We start from the raw sequence: 16,576 nt of genomic DNA on the forward strand, positions 1-16,576 counted from the left end.
AACTGCTGGACCGGCACCTGCACCACCTGCCACCAACCCCTGCCCAGCAGACCCACACCAAGATCAAGACAGACCTAACGGAGTCCTACTAGCCCATATCGTCCCCTTACGTGCGCGCGATGTTCCGCATCGATGGGAGAGATCTCCCTCCCGCGCCCAACTGGCGTGCACTCACAGTGCGTCGAGGGTGCGTGGTCAGTGCGGGGGGAGTGCGCACCACCGGATGGGAGTGGATGGCATCGTGCGCTGCCCCCGCCGCGCGGCTCGCTGCGGGCCGCGTACCCGGGCAACTGCCCGGCCTGCTCCGAGGACTACGGCAAAGGCGAGATCATCACGAACGTGACCGACGGCTGGCGATACCCTGGCTGCGCGCCCCAGCAGCTGTTCGACGCCGAGCGGGAGTTCGCCCGGAACAAGGCCGGATCGAGAGCGGCGAGACCTATCGAGGCCAGAAGCCCTTGGACTGGCGGCGCGGGGCCTCGCCGTTCAGCATCCGCCCCGGCCGCTGAGAGTCTGGCCGGACGGTGTGGCGTCGGCCACGGGCAAACCCGTCCGGTCCAGGGGCAGTCAAGGCGGAAACGGACACCCATCGGCTGTGGTCGTCAGACCGCGGACAAGGAGTCCTAGATTCTGGTTCGCTCGGGGTCTACGGTCACCTCCTGGAACGGCTCGGACCTGCCGCGGAGGTACGGGCCATGGGTGAGGACGATGACACCGAACCGGCGGGGGCCGAGCCTGAGGCCCCGTATGGTGCTCCGGGCGGTGGTGACCCGCCGCAGGCGAGTTGCCTTTGGCGGATGTGCCGCCCGGTTTCGGGAACGTGCGGATTGCCGGCTACTCGGCAAGAAGTGGCCTAGTTCATCCGGCCGAAGACGTCCCGTGCCTGTCGTACGTTTCGTAGCCGTTGTTCGTATGTCGCGCCGACGGCGAGGAGGATGAGGCCGGCGAGTGCGGGGGGCATCCAGCGGGGAAGGATGCCGGTGATCTGTATCAGGTAAGGGGCCAGTTCGTGCAGCGCGTCCAGTATGAGTACCCCGCCGCCGAGCAGTAGCGGCGCTTGCAGTCGGTGTCGGGCGCCCACCAGGGTGACGAGCAGTGCCGTCGTGCCCAGGAGCCACGGGCGTATGGGGTACGGGTCGGTCCAGACAGCCGCGAGGCTCGGGATGAGCGTGGCCGCCAGACCAGGGCCGTATGCCGTCCATGACGACGCCTGGGCATCCCGCCGCCGGCGTAGCGCGCCGATCACGAGGCCCGGGACGGACAGCGGCACCGTGTATGCCTCCGGTGTCGTGACGTCCCAGGCCGCGAGGCGCACCCAGGCGGCCAGAGCGAACAATGCGGTGGCCACATAGGCGGCGGGGCGGCGGTCGGCGCGCACGGCAGTCCCGGCGGCGATCATCGCGGACAGGGACAGCGCCAGAGCGAGCATCGCCGGATCGCTGACTGCCAGGACGACTCCCAGGAGACCGGCGGCCGCACCCGTCATCTCGACCACGACGGTGGTGCGCGCGTCGGCGGCCCGTGCGGCGAGCAGCGCGGCCACGGCCGGGACCGCGAGCACGAGGAGCGCGGTGTGCTGCGGCGCCCAGCCTGCCGCGGCGCCCACCGCGCAGGCCAGTACGGCGCCGTATCCGAGCGCGGGCGGGATGGTGACCGCGGTGAAGCGCTCCTTGAGGGAGAGGGCTGTGAAGAGCGCCGTCAGGGCGGTGAGCACTCCCACGGTCGCCGACCGTGTCGGTAGCGAGAGGAACGCGAGCGAGGCGGACGTGACGAGGGCGAGGATCAACGTCGGGAGCACGCCGGTGCGTTCTGTCACCCAGGACCGTGTCGCCGCCGCGAGCAAGCCCGCTGTCGTCAGCGCCTCCACCGCGAGAGCCGCCGGGTAGGGCACGTCCAACACCACCGGGACGACCATGAGTGCAGACCACCCGAGCACCAGCGCGCCCGTCAGCGCCCTGGGCCGCCACGTCGACGTGCGGACGGCGAGTGCGAGGACGGCGGCGACGGCGGCCAGGACCAGCGGCGCCGTCTGCAGCTGCGGCAGCCACGGCGTGCCCACCGACACGGCATTGCGGGCACCGTCCGGTGCCCCCGACCAAACCCGTGCTGCCCAGCCGGCTGGCCCCAGCAGCGTCAGCGCGAGCAGGGGCAGCGCCCACAGCACCGCCAGACCCTCGACGGCGGCGCAGGCGAGGGCGAGGCCGCGCCGCACCGGCTCCGGTAGCCGACCGGCCCCTACCGCCGCCACCAGCGCGATCCCGAAGACGAGATGAGCGGGAACCGCCCAGGTGGCTGGCAGCACCGGGCGGACGATGCCACCGAGCGCGGTGACGGCCAGCAGACCCACCGCGAGGGACAGCCCGACGGCGTGCCCTGCGGCACGATCTCGCCACGCCGCGGCCAGCGCGATACCGGCCGCGAACAGCAGCAGCGCGGCCGCATAGGCTCCGGCGCCCGGATCGCCGGCCGACCACGACAGCCAGGCCGCACCCAGCGTCCCCCACACCCCCATGCCGTAGGCGGCGACCGTGGCGGTGATCCGCACCAGCCCGGCCGGAGCGCGCAGCGCTACCACCGTGTCGCACGCTGCCGTTACGAGTAGCGCGCCGGTGATCTCGTACTGTCCCGCGTTGATGGCCACCGCCCCCAGCAGTAGCGGCAGCTGCGCCGCGGCCAGCGCGGCGGGAAGCGGCAGCCGCAGGGACCCCGTGCGCCGCAGCAGCCCGTAACCCGTCCACACGGTCGCGAGCACCGCCGACGCCCCGGCCGCGTACCCCGTGGCGTCCACGCCGGTGAGGGCGATGGCGTGCAGGGCGTAGGCGTCGAGCACCGTGAGCGCCAGCGCAAGTCCCGCCACCGCTTCGGCCGTCGAACGCAGACCGCGACCCAGCAGCGGCAGCGGCGCGGCCAGGGCGGCCACCGTGACCGCGCCCAGCACCAGCGAGCGTCCGGCGATTCCCAGGTGTCCCCAGCTGACGAGTGTGAACGCGATCGCCGCGATGGTCAGCAGCAGGCCGCCCAGGAGCAGCAGCACATTCTGCACGCGCGGCGCGGTGGCCTCGGAGCGGTGCAGCGCGGGTGCGGCCGGGGGCGGCAGCGGACTGGGGTGCGGCATCGCAGGCAGCTGGCCTACCAACCAGGCGCGGCGCGTCAGCAACTGGACGCGGCGAGCGTCCAGTTGCCACAGCTCGGCGTCAACGAGCCGCAGTTCCTCGGCCGGTGGCGGAAGATGTGTCATGGTTCGAAAGTGCGGGCCGCGCAAGCCTCGTACTGCATGAGCGTCCCTACTCAGAAGGTACTCAGGTCCCGGAAGCGAGCTCCGCTGGGCAGGCCGACTCGACGCATGGACGGCACGCACCTGTGGCCCAGCCCGCTGGTCCGCGTCCGCACGCGACGCCCACACGCCGTGATGCTCGTTCGCTGTCCCCGCCCGGACCCCGTGGAACGTTCACCGCCGAAACGGCACTGCCCAGCAGGGGAGCGGTGTTCTCGCAACCGCCGCGCTACCGAGCAGAGCCACCCCGATGACCAGGGCCGGGATGAGCGCCTCTGGCCTCGCCCGCCACGCCGCGTCAGGCTGCGCCCGGACATGGCCGTCGGCGGAAGGTGGATGAGGTCGCGCCGCTGATTGATGCGATGCTGCGGTCCGGGATTCTGATCAAGGGGGCCGTGGTTCACGAGCGGCTGGTGGCCGAGTACGGCTTCACCGGCACCTATCAGCGGGTGCTCTACATGCAAGAGGCCCGGCTGCGGATCGCGGAGGAGGGGCCCTTCTGACAGGATGACGTCATGTTCGATTTCGGCATCGCGGGCTACCAGCCAGCGTGGTTGGGCGCCCGTAGTGATGTCGTGCAGGAGCATGGGAATCGTCTGCGTGGTCTTGCTGGCCGGACGCTCACGAGAGTCTGGATGGTCTGGGACCTCAAGGATGACGAGTGGTTCTGCGACTGCCCGGTGCTGTTCGACTTCGACGGCGAGCAGGTCGAGATCAGCCATCAAAAGTTCGGCGATCTCTCCCTGACATGGAACACCATCGACTCCGCTCGTTCTGTCCGGTGGCCCGGCTTCGACCTGCAGTGGCGTCCCGAACCTCTTCCCGGACTCCGGGCTCTGCGGGGGCTGCCCCTGAAGGGGGCCGAACTGCTCGAATGGACAGGCAGGGATGTCGCTGGGGGAAACGTCGACGTCAGCTTCGCCTTCGAGACGGGTCGCGTGACCGTCTTCAACGCGCTCGACGAGAACGGGGTGAGCTTCGACCCTCCCGGTCCGAGCCAGCGGTCCCACCTGTTCCATTGACGCAGGCGATGTTTCAGAGACCGCGCCGGTTCGGGGTGGATTCCCTGGTCGGTCGGCGGCTCATCAGGTCGACCATCGCCAGCTTGATCATGGCTTCGAAGCGATGCTCTCGCGCTTGTTCGATCCCTCGGCGTCCGCAACGCCTGTCTGGGCCAGCAGGCGAGCGGTCTCCGTGCCGGTCAGGGCGTCGTTCGTGGCGGCGAGCACGTCGGCAACTGCAGTGACCGTGGCGGTGGGACCAGAGGGGGTGCTTGGTGGAGGCGCTCATGCCACGTCCTTCCTGGGCCTGCTCCGTGTGCAGGCCAGCCGACCAGAATGGCACGAGCACGCGGTGCGGCGTTCGGGGATTCACCAGCTCCGACGCGCGTGCAGTGCTGCGTCGCGTTCACACTCCGTACCTCAGATGGTGAAGTCGGTGGCGGGGGCTTGCTGACACGGCACTGTGGGTACGGCGTTTTCAGCCGTAGGGGGAGGGGGCTGGGGTGCAGGGGATGGAGCCGGGGCGGGTGCTCGGTGGGCGTTATCGGCTCATCAGTCTGGTGGGATCCGGCCGGCACGGGCGTGTGTGGAGGGCGTACGACGAGGTCCGGCGCGAGGTGACGGTCGAGGAGGTGGGGGAGGCGGGTGCGGTGGGGACGGCGCGGGTGGCGGGGACGCTCCGAGCGGCCGCAGCGCTGCGGGGCCATCCGTCCGTCGTCGCCGTGAAGGATGTGGTGGAGGCGGACGGTGTGGTGTGGGCCGTCGTGCCGGTTGTTTCCGGCCCGTCCCTCGCCGACCTCCTGGCCGAGGACGGCCGCCTGCCCGTCGTACAGGTGTGGGAGGTCGCGAGCGCGATGCTCGGCGCGCTGGAGGCGATCCACAGGATCGGGGTCGTGCATGGGGATGTGCAACCCGCCAACATTCGCTCATACCAGGCCCATTGGATCTTGCTCCCCAAAATCGGCGCCTTGGCAGGGGCGGACACCCAGACCACCCGGGACGACATGGAGAGCGCCGCCGAGGCGGACTACATCGCTCCCGAGCTCCTGCACGGCGCTCGCCGCAGCCCGAGCAGCGACCTGTTCTCGCTGGGGGCGACGCTCTACCACCTCGTCGCGGGGATCGCGCCGTTCCACCGGGACAGCGTCATGGCGACCCTGTCGGCCGTGGAGCGCGAGGAGCCGCCGCCACTGGGCCGTATCGGCGGGCTGGGAGCGCTCATCGAAGGGCTGCTGGACAAAGACCCCGAGAGGCGGCTGACGGTGGCCGAGGCGCGGCGGGCGCTCGGCGGGGCCGGAGGGAAACCGCACGTGGCGGACATCGCCGGCGCGGTGAGACCCGCCCCCACGACGGCGAACCACGCCCCGGGCGTGGCCAGGTGGGGGCTCATCTCGGTAGTCCTCTCAGCGGTTCTCACGGTGGCACTGGCCCTGGCGCGGGCTCGCGTCGGCGCGGCGGACGTTGTGGACTTCTTCGTGACCGTGCTGCCCTGGGCGGTGTTCGTCCTCGGGGTCTGTGTTCTCGCTGTACAGGCGCGCGCGGCCCTCGCACGGCGGCGCGCCCCCGAGGTGCGCTTATGGCGGTGGTACCTCCGGTCGCTGGCCCCGCCCGCGCGATGGAACGGCCAGGAGCGGGACCGGCGCCGTGCTGCCGCCGAACGGGCTGTGGATGAGGCGCTGCTGACGGTCGACCGGCGGGTAGCGGCTGCATCGCCGGACTGGGGCAGGGGGACGACTGATGTCTGACCAGGAGACGCCGCCCGCCGGGACCCCCGCCCGGATAGTGCCGTCCTTCCCCGCGGCCGACGAAGCGCGCCAGTGGCAGGAGATCGATCCGGACCACCTCGCGTGGCGGCGGGACCTCGTCGAGCGCCAACTGCGCCGCGAGCGCCTCGACCAGTGGGCGGGGTACGGGTTCCGGCTGCTGGAGCACACGATCGTGGTGGGCTTTGGCGTGGCCTTCGTCTGGCTGGGGTTCTACGCCGTGGACCACAAGGCGTCCATACAGGTCGTCCCCATGATCGGCGGTGGGATCGCCGCGCTCGCGGGCGCCGTGCTCGCGGTGCGCAACCGCAAGGAGTGACGGCCCGGCCGCCCCGGTCCGCCCGCAGCAGCTCAGCCACGGCTCCTGAGAGCCTGGTGCGACGCGGAGTTCGGGATCAGCCGCGCGCAAGCGGCGCAGCTTCCCGGCTCCCACGTACGGGCGCGCCCGCGATGCCTCGGTCGTCTGGGAGCAGCCCGGTCCTGAGCTGGACGTCCTCCTGGTGAACGGAGAGCGGCAGCACCTGGAGTGCAAACGGGAGGTCCCGGGGGGCGAATCGCGGAAGAAGATGCTCAAGGCCATCGCCGCCTTCGCATCGAAGGACGGCGGCACCGTTCTGATCGGCGTTCGGGACGACCTGCCGATTGTGGGCCTGCCCGAGGAGCCGAACGCCGATAAGCGGGTTCTCGAGTCGTGCGCATGATCCGGGACAACCTGGAGCCGGTGCCGTCCTACGAGCCACGAGTGATCGACCACGACGGCAAGAAGGTCCTCGCCCCGATGGGCCCCGACTCGCAGGCACCGCCACTCGCGAAGAAGTAAGGGCGCACGTCTGGGGCCATGGAAGTCCAGCGCGGACGGCCGCCACGACGCCGGCCGAACGCTCGCCCGGAGCAACTGGCTATCGGTGAGTGGACGCGCTACGGCCTGACTTCTGACCTCCCCGCCGTTGTGGTCGGCGAGCAGCATGGTCGACTGGTGCCGCGACTACCTGCCTGTCTCCGAACCGTGACGATCGGCATGCCCGGCTTCCTCACCTGCACTGTCGTACACCTCGCCACGACCTACACACTCGGCGTATACACGCCGCGTATACACAGTGTGTAGAGTGCGGGTCATGTCCATCGGTCACGCCCTTTTGGGGCTCCTGGAGGCCGGCCCGCGCCACGGCTACGACCTCAAGCGGGCCTTCGACGAGAAGTTCGGTCACGACCGGCCGCTGCACTACGGCCAGGTCTACTCGACGATGTCCCGGCTGCTGAAGAACGGTCTCGTCGAGGTCGACGGGATCGAGGCGGGCGGCGGTCCCGAGCGCAAGCGCTACGCGATCACCGACGCCGGCATCACCGACGTACAGCGGTGGCTGGCGACCCCGGAGAAGCCGGAGGAATACCTCCAGTCGACTCTCTACACCAAAGTCGTCCTCGCCCTGCTCACCCGGCGCGACGCCGCCGAGATGCTCGACACCCAGCGCTCCGAGCATCTGCGCAGCATGCGGATCCTCACCGACCGCAAGCGCAAGGGTGACCTGGCGGATCAGCTGATCTGCGACCACGCCCTGTTTCACCTGGAAGCCGACCTGCGTTGGCTGGAGCTGACCGCCGCCCGACTCGACAAACTCCGTGAGGCTGTGACCCCATGACGACTTCTCCCCCCGGTTCTCTGCTCACCGCGCACGACCTGTGCAAGGCGTACGGCCCGACCCGCGCACTGGACGGCGCCGAGTTCTCCATACACCCCGGCGAGGTCGTCGCCATCATGGGCCCCTCCGGGTCCGGCAAGTCCACGCTGCTGCACTGCCTCGCGGGGATCGTGCCGCCCGACTCCGGGTCGATCACCTACAACGGGCGTGAACTGACGAAGATGAGCGATGCCCAGCGCAGCGCGCTGCGCCGCTCCGCGTTCGGGTTCGTGTTCCAGTTCGGTCAGCTGGTGCCCGAGCTGACCTGCGTGGAGAACGTCGCCCTGCCGCTGCGGCTGAACGGCTCCACCCGCAAGGACGCCGAGCGGACCGCGCTCGGCTGGATGGAGCGCCTGGAGGTCGACGACCTCAAGGCCAAGCGTCCCGGCGAGGTCTCCGGCGGCCAGGGCCAGCGCGTCGCCGTGGCCCGCGCACTGGTCACCGGACCGCGCCTGCTGTTCGCCGACGAACCCACCGGCGCGCTCGACTCCTTCAACGGCGAACGCGTGATGGAACTGCTGACCGAAGCGGCCCGCTCGACCAACGCCGCCGTCGTCCTGGTCACCCACGAGGCACGCGTGGCCGCCTACTCCGACCGCGAGATCGTCGTCCGCGACGGCAAGTCCCGCGACATGGAGCGCGCCGTATGAGTCCTCGCCAGTGGGCCGGAGACCTGGCCATGGGAGCCCGCTTCGCCGTCACCGGCGGACGCGAGGGCTGGGTCCGGATGACGCTCACCGCCGTCGGCGTCGGCCTCGGCGTGGCACTGCTCCTGCTGTGCACCGCCCTGCCCAACGTGTTCGCCGCCCGCCACAAGGTGGAGGACGCCCGCTTCGACTACAAGTACTCCGACAAGGCCCCGCCGAAGGCCGACAACACCTTCCTGATCGCCGTCACCGACACCGCCTGGCACGACGACGACGTCCGCGGCCGGCTCGTTGAGCCCGAGGGCAAGCGGGCGCCGCTGCCGCCGGGGGTCGACAGCTTCCCGGGCAAGGGCGAGATGGTGGTCTCCCCAGCGCTCAAGGACCTGCTCGCCTCGGACGGCGCCAAGCTGCTGCGGGAGAGGCTGCCCTACAAGATCATCGGCACGATCGGCGAGAGCGGACTCATCGGCTCCCACGAACTGGCCTACTACGCGGGCGCCTCGGGGCTGAAACTCACGGACTTCTCGCCGGTGCACCGGCTGACCCAGTATGGCAAGCCGGACGCGACACCCGAGAAGACCGACCCGGTGCTGCTGCTCATGGTCATGGTCGTGTTCGTGGTGCTGCTGACCCCGGTTGCCGTGTTCATCGCCGCCGCCGTCCGTTTCGGCGGCGAGCGCCGCGACCGTCGGCTGGCCGCGCTGCGCCTGGTCGGCTCGGACAGCCACATGACCCGGCGGATCGCGGCGGGCGAAGCACTCGCCGGAGCCCTGCTCGGGGTGGTCATCGGCACCGGCTTCTTCCTCCTCGGCCGTCAGACGCTGGGCTCCACCGAGGTGCTGGGCGTGAGCGTCTGGCCCAGCTACCTCGATCCTTCCCCCGCGCTCGCCGCGCTGGTCGCGGTGGCGATCCCGGTCGCCGCCGTACTCGTCACGCTGCTCGCGATGCGCGGCGTGGTGGTGGAACCGCTTGGCGTCGTGCGCGCGGCCAAGCAGCGCCGGCGCCGGCTGTGGTGGCGGCTGCTGCCGCCGCTGGCCGGCCTCGCGATGCTGTACCCGTTGATCGGCAAGGGCCGCAAGAGCGGCGACTTCAACCAGTACCTCGTCATCGGCGGCGTGGTGCTGCTGCTGATCGGCATCACCGCGCTGCTCCCCTGGGTCGTGGAGGCGGTCGTCGTCCGCCTCGGCAAGGGCGCGCTGTCCTGGCAGCTCGCGGTACGGCGGCTGCAGCTGAGCAGCGGAACCGCCGCACGCATGGTCAACGGCATCGCCGTCGCCGTGGCCGGAGCCATCGCCCTGCAGATGCTGTTCACGGGAACGCAGAGCCAGTACACCAAGGCCACCGGCAAGGACCCCGGCCGGGTCCAGATGCAGGTCGACTTCAGCGACCGCAAGCCGCTGTCCGGTGTCGAGCGCGAATTCACCGGCACCAAGGGGGCACGGGCCGCGGTGGCCCTGGCCATCTCGGAGTACGGGGACGCGCGTCGCAACCCGAAGAACAGCAACGGCCTGACCGTGGGTAGCTGCACCGCCCTGCGTGAACTCGCCACGCTGCCCTCCTGCAAGGACGGCGACGTGTTCATCACACGAACGAGGAGCCACTACACCTCTCCCAGCAACGCCGACGAAATCGCCGTGGTGAAGCCCGGTCGGCAGCTCTACATCGACCCGTCGTACGAGGACGCCACCGAACGCGGCATCGAGGTGCCCTGGACCGTTCCGGCGAACGTGCGGGTGGTGGAGGCGCGCAAAGACTCACTGCAGGACGCCAACGGTCTGCTGGTCACCCCCGCCGCCCTGCCTGCCAAGGCCGCGCCCGCGTTGTTCTCGGACGGGGTCTACCTGCGTCTGGACCCGTCGGTGCCGGACTCACGGGAGTACATACGCAACGCCGTTGCCCGGATCGACCCCCTGGCACGCTCCTACAGCTGGTCGGCGACCCAGGAGGACGCCAAGTACACCTCCATCCGCACCGGCCTGTTCGTCGGCTCCGCTTTCGTGCTGGCACTGATCGGTGCGAGTCTGCTGGTCTCCCAGCTGGAGCAGCTGCGCGAGCGCAGGAAGCTGCTCTCGGCGCTGGTCGCCTTCGGCACCCGGCGCCGCACGCTGAGCCTGTCGGTGCTGTGGCAGACGGCCCTCCCGGTCGGACTCGGCCTCGTACTGGCCACAACGGTGGGTATCACCCTCGGCTCGGTGCTGCTGAAGATGACCCGTACACCGGTGGCCATGGACTGGGCGAGCGTCCTGACCATGACCGGCGTGGGCGCGGCCGTGGTCGGCGTGGTCACGCTGCTCAGCCTGCCGCCGCTGCTGCGGATGATGCGCCCCGAAGGCCTGCGCACGGAATAACCCCTCACACATCCCCCGAAGTGGGCTCCTCGTGTCAGGAGGAGCCCACCCCTGCACGCAGGCAAGCCCGGTCGGCATCAGCACAGTCACCGTCAGGGCAATCTCGGCGCACAGCAGGATCCGCAGTCGCGGCGAGCACGTCATCAGACCGCCCTCGTGTTCGGGATCGTCTAGGCCGGAGGGCGATGAACCGCGCGGGCGGCCGCGCGGTTCGCTCCTGGAGGGGGCTGTACGGCCGCGCCGGGGCGCGGGTCACCTCTGCGCCCCGCCCGGGTGCCTGTGCCCGGCACCGGCCCGCTGAGGCCCGAACCGGACGGGTTCCGCCCCGGGTTGGGGGTTGTGGCGTGGCAGTTTGGGTGCTCCAGCTCGTTCGAGGTTCTGCTCGGCGGCCTGTCGTTCCGGGCAGTGGCGCCGGGACCGGCGGTTGCGCAAGCGGACGGCCCCGAGAGCCCGTCTGTGAGCGGAGGCGCAAGTTCACAACGCTGGAGCCGTGTTCGGCTCACTCCCGCTGCCGAGCAGTCTGTCCACGAGCAGTTCCGGATAGCCGGAGGCCGGCGGGTCGATGCCGAAGATCGCTCTCAGATACAGCGGTGCGATGAGCTGATCGAGGATCTGCTCCAGAGGCGGGGGCCTCTCGCCCCGGACCACGGCACGCTCACGGATGCGCTCGATGGCGGCGATCCGGCGCTGGAAGTGCTGTGCGCGTTCCGCCTGCGCCGTGGGGCTGCTGGGCATGGACAGGGCGACGGCGCGTACGAGGAGCCGGCCTTCGGGTGTGCGGATGCTCGCCACCCCGGCCTCGGCCCAGGCGATGAGGTCGCCGCGCAGGCTGCCGGTGTCCTTCAGCGGCCAGTCGCGTTCGAGGCGGGTGGTGACCACGTCGGCCAACAATGCCTCCCGGCCGCCCCAACGCCGATAAATGCTGGTGTGGTTCACGCCCGCTCGTTGCGCGATCGCGGGAATGGTGAGGTCGGCTCCTTCCGGGTCGGACAGCAGGTCGATCACGGCCTGGTGGACGGCCGAGCGGACCTGCTCGGGGCTCTTGCGGATGCGTGGAGACGGCTGTTTCAGACTCACGCCCCCATCGTAAGCACAGATATTTGCTTTGTGCCGACCGGAGGGTCTACTGTTCCACCGCAAGCACAAATCTGTGCTTGTGGTCCTGAGGAGAGTGACATGAAGCAGCTGCTGTTCCCGGACAACACGCAGTTCTGGTACGAGACCCTGCGCTCGATGAGCCACATCGCCTACGGCGGCGCCGACTTCGGCGAGGTCGTCGCCACCGGCGAGCGCATCATCGAGGGCGACTACGACAGCTGGCACACCGAGTGGCTCGCCACCGCCGACCGTGTGTCCGCAGAGGCCGAGAAGGCCCTGGAGGCCGGGCACAAGGTCAGCGCCCGGGACGGGTTTCTGCGAGCCTCGAACTACTACCGGTCGGCGGAGTTCTTCCTGCACGGCAAACCGTGCGACCCCCGTCACGACCACGCCTACGACCGCAGCGTCGCCTGCTTCCAGGCCGCCGCCGCCCTCTACACCAGCCCGCGTATCGAGCCGGTGCGCATCCCGTACGAGGACACCACCCTGCCCGGCTACCTCTACCGCGCCGACGACACCGGCACGCCCCGGCCGACCCTGATCATGCACTCCGGCTTCGACGGCACGGCCGAGGAACTTCACTTCAGCGGCGCGCTCGCGGCCGTGGAGCGCGGCTACACCGTGCTGGTCTTCGACGGCCCCGGACAGCCCGGGCCGCGGCACCGCGAGGGCCTGGTCTTCCGCCCCGACTGGGAGAACGTCATCACTCCCGTGGTGGACTTCGCGGAAACCCTCCCCGAGGTCGACAACAGCCGTATCGCTCTGCTCGGTTCCAGCATGGGCGGCATCCTCGCGCCGCGGGCCGCGGCCTTCGAGCACCGGCTCGCCGCGCTGATCGCCGTCGACGGCGTCTACGACCTCGGCCAGATATCCGTCCGCAACATCCCCGGCGACCGCAAGGCGGCCGAACAGCTCCTGCGTGCGGAGTCCGCCCCCGAACTCGACGCCGTATTCGAGCAGGTCATGGCCAAGGACGCGACTGCACGCTGGGCGATCAACCACGGCATGTACGTCATGGGCGTCGACACCCCCCGCGCCTTCAGTGCCTCCTACCTCGACTACACCCTCGACAGTGGCATCGCCGAACAGATCCAGTGCCCCACCCTCGTCTGCGACGCCGCCGAGGACGAATTCTTCAAGGGCCAGCCCGAGCAGCTCTACAACCACCTCACCTGCCCCAAGACCCTCATGGTGTTCACCGCCGAAGAAGGCGCCGGCGCCCACTGCCACCCCGGAGCCATGCGCCTCTCCCTTGCCCGCATCTACGACTGGCTCGACGACACCTTCGCCACGACAGCCTGAAGTTCCCGGGCCGCCAGGCACCGCCACGAATCCCTCCTCACTGGAATCTGCTTGTAAGGACCTCCCATGACCCGCACCGGTATCAAGGCCGCACTCACCGACCTGCTCCTCAACGACGAGATCACGCTGGACGAGGCCGCCGACTGCCGACCGCAACCTCGGCAGCGCCCGCTGAGACGTCAATCCGCGAAGAGATCGCACACCGGCAGCCGATGAGCGCCATCCGGTGAGGCGCCCGATGACCGGGGGAGTGGCTAATCAACGCGGATCTGACGATCATGGAAGCGATGTGAGATGACCGAATCCGCCTTCCAGGACAGCGATCGCCTGCCTCAAGTCGGGTGCCCTGGAGTAGTCCACACTCCTCTGGGCGCCCGCGACTCGCGTGCTGTCCAGGCCCTGGCTCTCCGATCATGCTCAGAGTCAGACACGGTGGCAGTGACGGTGCGCAGGTAGACGCTGTTGCCCCCACGGCTCATCGTGGGTGCGGGTGCACCGGCCGAACACAACCGCGGGAAACTGGTCTGGAAGGCGACTGGCCCATGCGCTGGGCGTACGAGGGATTGATCTTCGAGCCGCCCGGTGTCGACGACTCCTCGGCTGCGGCGGGGTGCTGTGCTGGTGCTCTCCGCACGCGACTGCATCCTTTGGCCTACTACGTTTTCGTCCCTGAAGAGGACGATCTTGCGGCACCGCCGCGAGATCGTTGATCCGTGCGAATAACCATCGGATACACCGTCGAAAGCATCGGCTACGTCGTAGGGGCCCAGGGGCTTGTCAGCTTCGTTTCGCGGACCTTCTTCGGCACGGAGTGGGGCTGGATGCACAAGGTCGTCGACCTTCCGTCCACCGCTGACCTCGGCATCGTCGTCGTGGGGCTGGCGCTCATCGTCGGCGGGGTGAACACGCGGAAGACGCCCCAGCGCCAGAAGGTCGCCTGACCGGCGGGCATTTCAGCCCGCGACTCCCATTTCCGTGTCGTAGCGGTCGAAGCCCGCAGGCAGCCCGCCGCGTGACCCGTGCTTACGGCGGGCCCGGTTCGCGCCCCGGCCCCAGGACTGGCCCGTATTGGTCGGCAAGACGGCCGACCTACAGCAGCGTGACTATGACTGGAGCGCCAGGATCCCTGCCGTCATCGCGACCAGCCTGCTCGCGTTTGGTGACGCCGACGCCATCTGCCCCGCCCACATGGTGGAGTTCTACGCCCTGCTCGGCGGCGGTCTGAAAGATGCCGGCTTCGACGGATCGGGCCGCTCGCATGCGCAACTGGCCGTCCTGCCCGGCGCCGGCCACTACGACATCCTGGCCCGCCCGGGGCTGACGGCCGCCATCGTGCCGTTCCTGGCCTCATGACCTGAGCCAGATCAGCAACGCGGCCGCGGTGACCGTGCCGAGATAGACGTGCCCGCGCTTGTCGTAGCGGGTCCCGCCACGGCCCGGACCTGCTTCAATTTGTTGATCGCCCGCTCGACGGTGTTGCGTGCCTTGTAGCGGGCCCGGTCGAAACCTGCTGGCCGCCCGCCGCGCGCCCCACGTTTGCGACGGGCGGCCTTGTGGTTGCTCTTCTCCGGGATCACATGCGGGATCGCGCGGCGCCGCAGGTATGCGCGGATCTTGCTGTTGCTGTACGCCTTGTCGGCCGAGACGCTGGTCGGGAGCCGTCGCGGACGGCCCGGCCCCATGCGTGGCCCCCGGACCTTGTCCATCAGTGGCACCATCTGGGTGCAGTCCGCCCGCTGACCGGGGGTGACGAGCAGCGCGAGCGGACGGCACTCACCGTCCGCTGCCAGGTGGAAGCTTCGTGGTGAGCCCGCCGCGGGACCGGCCGAGCGCCTCACCTTCCGCACCGCCTCCTCCAGAAGGGGGCGCAGGCGCATAGGAACTGATCCTTCTCTTCGGCCCTTTGAGGTGGTCGGCGGTACGGGCGATGGAGCCTTGGGTGCCCCTGCGGCATGTTGGTGGGCGCGGATCGGGGTGGAGTCGACGTTGATGTGCCACTCGATGTCGCCCGCGGCGTCGGCAGCGGCCTGGACGTGTTGGAGCAGCCTCTCCCAGGTGCCGTCAGCCGACCAAAGCGTGTGCCGCTTGTGTACCGCCTGCCACGGGCCGAAACGTTCGGGCAGCTGGCGCCACTGGCAACCGGTGCTGAGCCGGTGAATGATCCCGTTGATCACCTGCCTATGGTCCCGCCACCGGCCGCACCGGTTGTTGCTCACCGGCAGCAGTGGCTCCAAAACCGCCCATTCCTCGCAGGACTCGCGAAGAAACGCGCCGACGACCTCGGACTGAGCATCGGCGACTACCTCGCCCGGCTCGTGCAGGATGACGCAAGCGGCCTGCGCGCCCGCGCCATCGACGCAGCCGCCCGCTTCCTGGCCGAACACCAGAGCGTCTTCGACGAAGCCGAGGACGCCCAGCAGGCACCGCGGGGAGCGCGCGCGGCCTGATGGATCTGAACATCGACGTGCCCTGGATCCTGCAGGTCGCCGAGGCGGCCGGAGTGAACGATCCAGCCCCTGACGACTACGGTGTTCCCGTCTCGGCCGTGGCCCGCCACGGGCCGAACTGTTCGATCAGACCGTCTACGCCGGCCCCTGCGCCAAGGCCGCCGCCCTGGTGCACACGCTGGTCCGGTGCCGCTGGCTGGAGCGCTCCAACATGGCCGTCGCCGCCGCATCCGGCGTGATGTACCTCGAGGCTGCCGGGATCACGGTCAAGCCGGCCCGTGAGGATGCCATTGCCCTCAAGGACCTGCTCCTGGAGCCTGCCTGCACCGCCGGGAAGATCGCCGCCCTGCTGCGGACGTGGCCCACCACCACCTGAAGCGACTCAGTGGTCTGCTCCGCACACTGGGGCTACCTTCGGCAGGACACCATCCACAAGGGGAGGAAGCACAGATGGATGTGGGCTCGGTGCTCGGCAGCATAGGCCGGGTGGCGGCCGGGGCGGGCCGGTTCGTGTGGGAGGCGATGACCGCGCCGACCACGGGCACGGAGGATGACGCCCGGGTCGAGATCGGCAGGCTCGCGGAGAAGATCGAGGACGAAGTGCCAGAGGAGCTGCGGGACCGGGCGTGGGGTCTGGTCCTGGAGGCGCTGTACGGAGTCCCCGGGGAGATCGAGCAGTTGGTGGAGGAACACCAAGAGCCGGACGACGAGGGGCCGCCGGTCAAGCAGTGATGCCGGAATCCGAAGGGCCCGTCACCCTCTGGCGGAGGCTTTGGTCGATGTTCTCTGGTTCGTTGAGGGGCGCGAGGACGAGCAGGTGGATCCAGGTGACGCGGTCAAGGTCCTGGAGGGTGTCGCCCATCTTGTGACTCAGCTGACGAGTGATTAGCGAGGCAAGTTCATCGGCCTACTTGGTTCGATGGCTGCGGAGGAGGCCGATCCTTCGCGCCGCGAGTTCTTGGAGGGCTTCCCTGAAGGGCTTGGACTCGCTGAGGATGACTCCTGACCTTGGGAAGG

Annotated in this window: 16 protein-coding genes and 2 pseudogenes; 15 read left to right on the top strand and 3 right to left on the bottom strand. The window is 69.6% G+C overall.

All coding sequences use genetic code 11. The features are described from left to right. Nucleotides 1-853: 853 nt before the first annotated feature. Nucleotides 854-3,238, bottom strand: coding sequence for an SCO7613 C-terminal domain-containing membrane protein (locus tag ACIRU3_RS44715; protein ID WP_404069742.1), 2,385 nt, complete (start codon nt 3,236-3,238; stop codon nt 854-856). Between the two features lie 320 nt (nt 3,239-3,558). Between ACIRU3_RS44715 and ACIRU3_RS44720 the strand changes: the two are divergent. From ACIRU3_RS44720 to ACIRU3_RS44760, 9 genes and pseudogenes are all read left to right on the top strand, one after another. Next, a pseudogene (locus tag ACIRU3_RS44720) lies at nt 3,559-3,765 on the top strand (IS21 family transposase); the annotation flags it as partial. A 24-nt stretch (nt 3,766-3,789) separates the two neighbouring features. After that, on the top strand, nt 3,790-4,296 hold the full coding sequence (locus ACIRU3_RS44725) for a hypothetical protein (protein ID WP_404069745.1): 507 nt from the start codon (nt 3,790-3,792) through the stop codon (nt 4,294-4,296). Nucleotides 4,297-4,787: 491 nt separating this feature from the next. Then, entirely contained in the window at nt 4,788-6,020 is a 1,233-nt protein-coding gene (locus ACIRU3_RS44730; RefSeq protein WP_404069787.1) for a serine/threonine-protein kinase, read from the top strand. Continuing rightward, on the top strand, nt 6,013-6,357 hold the full coding sequence (locus ACIRU3_RS44735) for a hypothetical protein (protein ID WP_404069747.1): 345 nt from the start codon (nt 6,013-6,015) through the stop codon (nt 6,355-6,357). Before ACIRU3_RS44730 ends, ACIRU3_RS44735 begins: the two co-directional genes overlap by 8 nt. Nucleotides 6,358-6,604: 247 nt before the next feature. Next, entirely contained in the window at nt 6,605-6,739 is a 135-nt protein-coding gene (locus tag ACIRU3_RS44740; protein ID WP_404069749.1) for an ATP-binding protein, read from the top strand. Then, nucleotides 6,736-6,858, top strand: a complete 123-nt coding sequence (locus ACIRU3_RS44745; RefSeq protein ID WP_404069751.1) for a hypothetical protein — start codon at nt 6,736-6,738, stop codon at nt 6,856-6,858. The genes ACIRU3_RS44740 and ACIRU3_RS44745 overlap by 4 nt, the downstream gene beginning before the upstream one ends. Nucleotides 6,859-7,153: 295 nt before the next feature. Beyond that, the gene (locus tag ACIRU3_RS44750; protein WP_404069753.1) at nt 7,154-7,678 is read left to right on the top strand and encodes a PadR family transcriptional regulator; all 525 of its coding nucleotides are present in this window, start codon (nt 7,154-7,156) and stop codon (nt 7,676-7,678) included. Beyond that, nucleotides 7,675-8,367, top strand: coding sequence for an ABC transporter ATP-binding protein (locus ACIRU3_RS44755; RefSeq protein ID WP_404069754.1), 693 nt, complete (start codon nt 7,675-7,677; stop codon nt 8,365-8,367). The genes ACIRU3_RS44750 and ACIRU3_RS44755 overlap by 4 nt, the downstream gene beginning before the upstream one ends. After that, entirely contained in the window at nt 8,364-10,712 is a 2,349-nt protein-coding gene (locus tag ACIRU3_RS44760; RefSeq protein ID WP_404069755.1) for an ABC transporter permease, read from the top strand. The genes ACIRU3_RS44755 and ACIRU3_RS44760 overlap by 4 nt, the downstream gene beginning before the upstream one ends. Before the next feature lie 474 nt (nt 10,713-11,186). Here the strand turns inward: ACIRU3_RS44760 and ACIRU3_RS44765 are convergent, their stop codons facing one another. Further along, nucleotides 11,187-11,789 (bottom strand): TetR/AcrR family transcriptional regulator, encoded by a 603-nt coding sequence (locus ACIRU3_RS44765; RefSeq protein WP_404069757.1) that lies wholly within the window; start codon nt 11,787-11,789, stop codon nt 11,187-11,189. 99 nt (nt 11,790-11,888) lie between these two features. On the opposite strand from ACIRU3_RS44765, the gene ACIRU3_RS44770 reads away from it, so the two are divergent. The 4 genes from ACIRU3_RS44770 to ACIRU3_RS44785 all read left to right on the top strand — a co-directional run bounded on the left by ACIRU3_RS44770 (nt 11,889) and on the right by ACIRU3_RS44785 (nt 14,465). Further along, complete coding sequence (locus tag ACIRU3_RS44770; RefSeq protein ID WP_404069759.1) at nt 11,889-13,112, top strand: alpha/beta hydrolase family protein; 1,224 nt, start codon at nt 11,889-11,891, stop codon at nt 13,110-13,112. A gap of 66 nt (nt 13,113-13,178) precedes the next feature. Then, nucleotides 13,179-13,328, top strand: a complete 150-nt coding sequence (locus ACIRU3_RS44775; RefSeq protein ID WP_404069761.1) for a hypothetical protein — start codon at nt 13,179-13,181, stop codon at nt 13,326-13,328. 497 nt (nt 13,329-13,825) lie between these two features. After that, entirely contained in the window at nt 13,826-14,053 is a 228-nt protein-coding gene (locus tag ACIRU3_RS44780; protein WP_404069763.1) for a hypothetical protein, read from the top strand. Between the two features lie 127 nt (nt 14,054-14,180). Then, nucleotides 14,181-14,465, top strand: coding sequence for a hypothetical protein (locus ACIRU3_RS44785; RefSeq protein WP_404069765.1), 285 nt, complete (start codon nt 14,181-14,183; stop codon nt 14,463-14,465). A gap of 11 nt (nt 14,466-14,476) precedes the next feature. Here the strand turns inward: ACIRU3_RS44785 and ACIRU3_RS44790 are convergent, their stop codons facing one another. Next, the gene (locus ACIRU3_RS44790; protein WP_404069767.1) at nt 14,477-15,496 is read right to left on the bottom strand and encodes an IS5 family transposase; all 1,020 of its coding nucleotides are present in this window, start codon (nt 15,494-15,496) and stop codon (nt 14,477-14,479) included. Nucleotides 15,497-15,558: 62 nt separating this feature from the next. Here ACIRU3_RS44790 and ACIRU3_RS44795 point away from each other — a divergent pair. After that, nucleotides 15,559-15,935: pseudogene (locus ACIRU3_RS44795) on the top strand (fic family toxin-antitoxin system, toxin component). A 74-nt stretch (nt 15,936-16,009) separates the two neighbouring features. After that, the gene (locus ACIRU3_RS44800) at nt 16,010-16,291 is read left to right on the top strand and encodes a hypothetical protein (RefSeq protein ID WP_404069769.1); all 282 of its coding nucleotides are present in this window, start codon (nt 16,010-16,012) and stop codon (nt 16,289-16,291) included. Nucleotides 16,292-16,576 lie beyond the last annotated feature (285 nt).

The organism is Streptomyces sp. NPDC101151 (assembly GCF_044768335.1).
Classification (GTDB): Bacteria; Actinomycetota; Actinomycetes; order Streptomycetales; family Streptomycetaceae; genus Streptomyces.

Bases quoted from the DNA above. Each gene is read 5' to 3' on its own strand.
- ACIRU3_RS44725 (WP_404069745.1), top strand. From the start codon at position 3,790: ATGTTCGATTTCGGCATCGCGGGCTACCAGCCAGCGTGGTTGGGCGCC.
- ACIRU3_RS44770 (WP_404069759.1), top strand. From the start codon at position 11,889: ATGAAGCAGCTGCTGTTCCCGGACAACACGCAGTTCTGGTACGAGACC.
- ACIRU3_RS44715 (WP_404069742.1), bottom strand. From the start codon at position 3,238: ATGACACATCTTCCGCCACCGGCCGAGGAACTGCGGCTCGTTGACGCC.
- ACIRU3_RS44760 (WP_404069755.1), top strand. From the start codon at position 8,364: ATGAGTCCTCGCCAGTGGGCCGGAGACCTGGCCATGGGAGCCCGCTTC.
- ACIRU3_RS44800 (WP_404069769.1), top strand. From the start codon at position 16,010: ATGGATGTGGGCTCGGTGCTCGGCAGCATAGGCCGGGTGGCGGCCGGG.
- ACIRU3_RS44755 (WP_404069754.1), top strand. From the start codon at position 7,675: ATGACGACTTCTCCCCCCGGTTCTCTGCTCACCGCGCACGACCTGTGC.
- ACIRU3_RS44745 (WP_404069751.1), top strand. From the start codon at position 6,736: ATGATCCGGGACAACCTGGAGCCGGTGCCGTCCTACGAGCCACGAGTG.
- ACIRU3_RS44775 (WP_404069761.1), top strand. From the start codon at position 13,179: ATGACCCGCACCGGTATCAAGGCCGCACTCACCGACCTGCTCCTCAAC.
- ACIRU3_RS44735 (WP_404069747.1), top strand. From the start codon at position 6,013: ATGTCTGACCAGGAGACGCCGCCCGCCGGGACCCCCGCCCGGATAGTG.
- ACIRU3_RS44730 (WP_404069787.1), top strand. From the start codon at position 4,788: ATGGAGCCGGGGCGGGTGCTCGGTGGGCGTTATCGGCTCATCAGTCTG.
- ACIRU3_RS44750 (WP_404069753.1), top strand. From the start codon at position 7,154: ATGTCCATCGGTCACGCCCTTTTGGGGCTCCTGGAGGCCGGCCCGCGC.
- ACIRU3_RS44740 (WP_404069749.1), top strand. From the start codon at position 6,605: ATGCTCAAGGCCATCGCCGCCTTCGCATCGAAGGACGGCGGCACCGTT.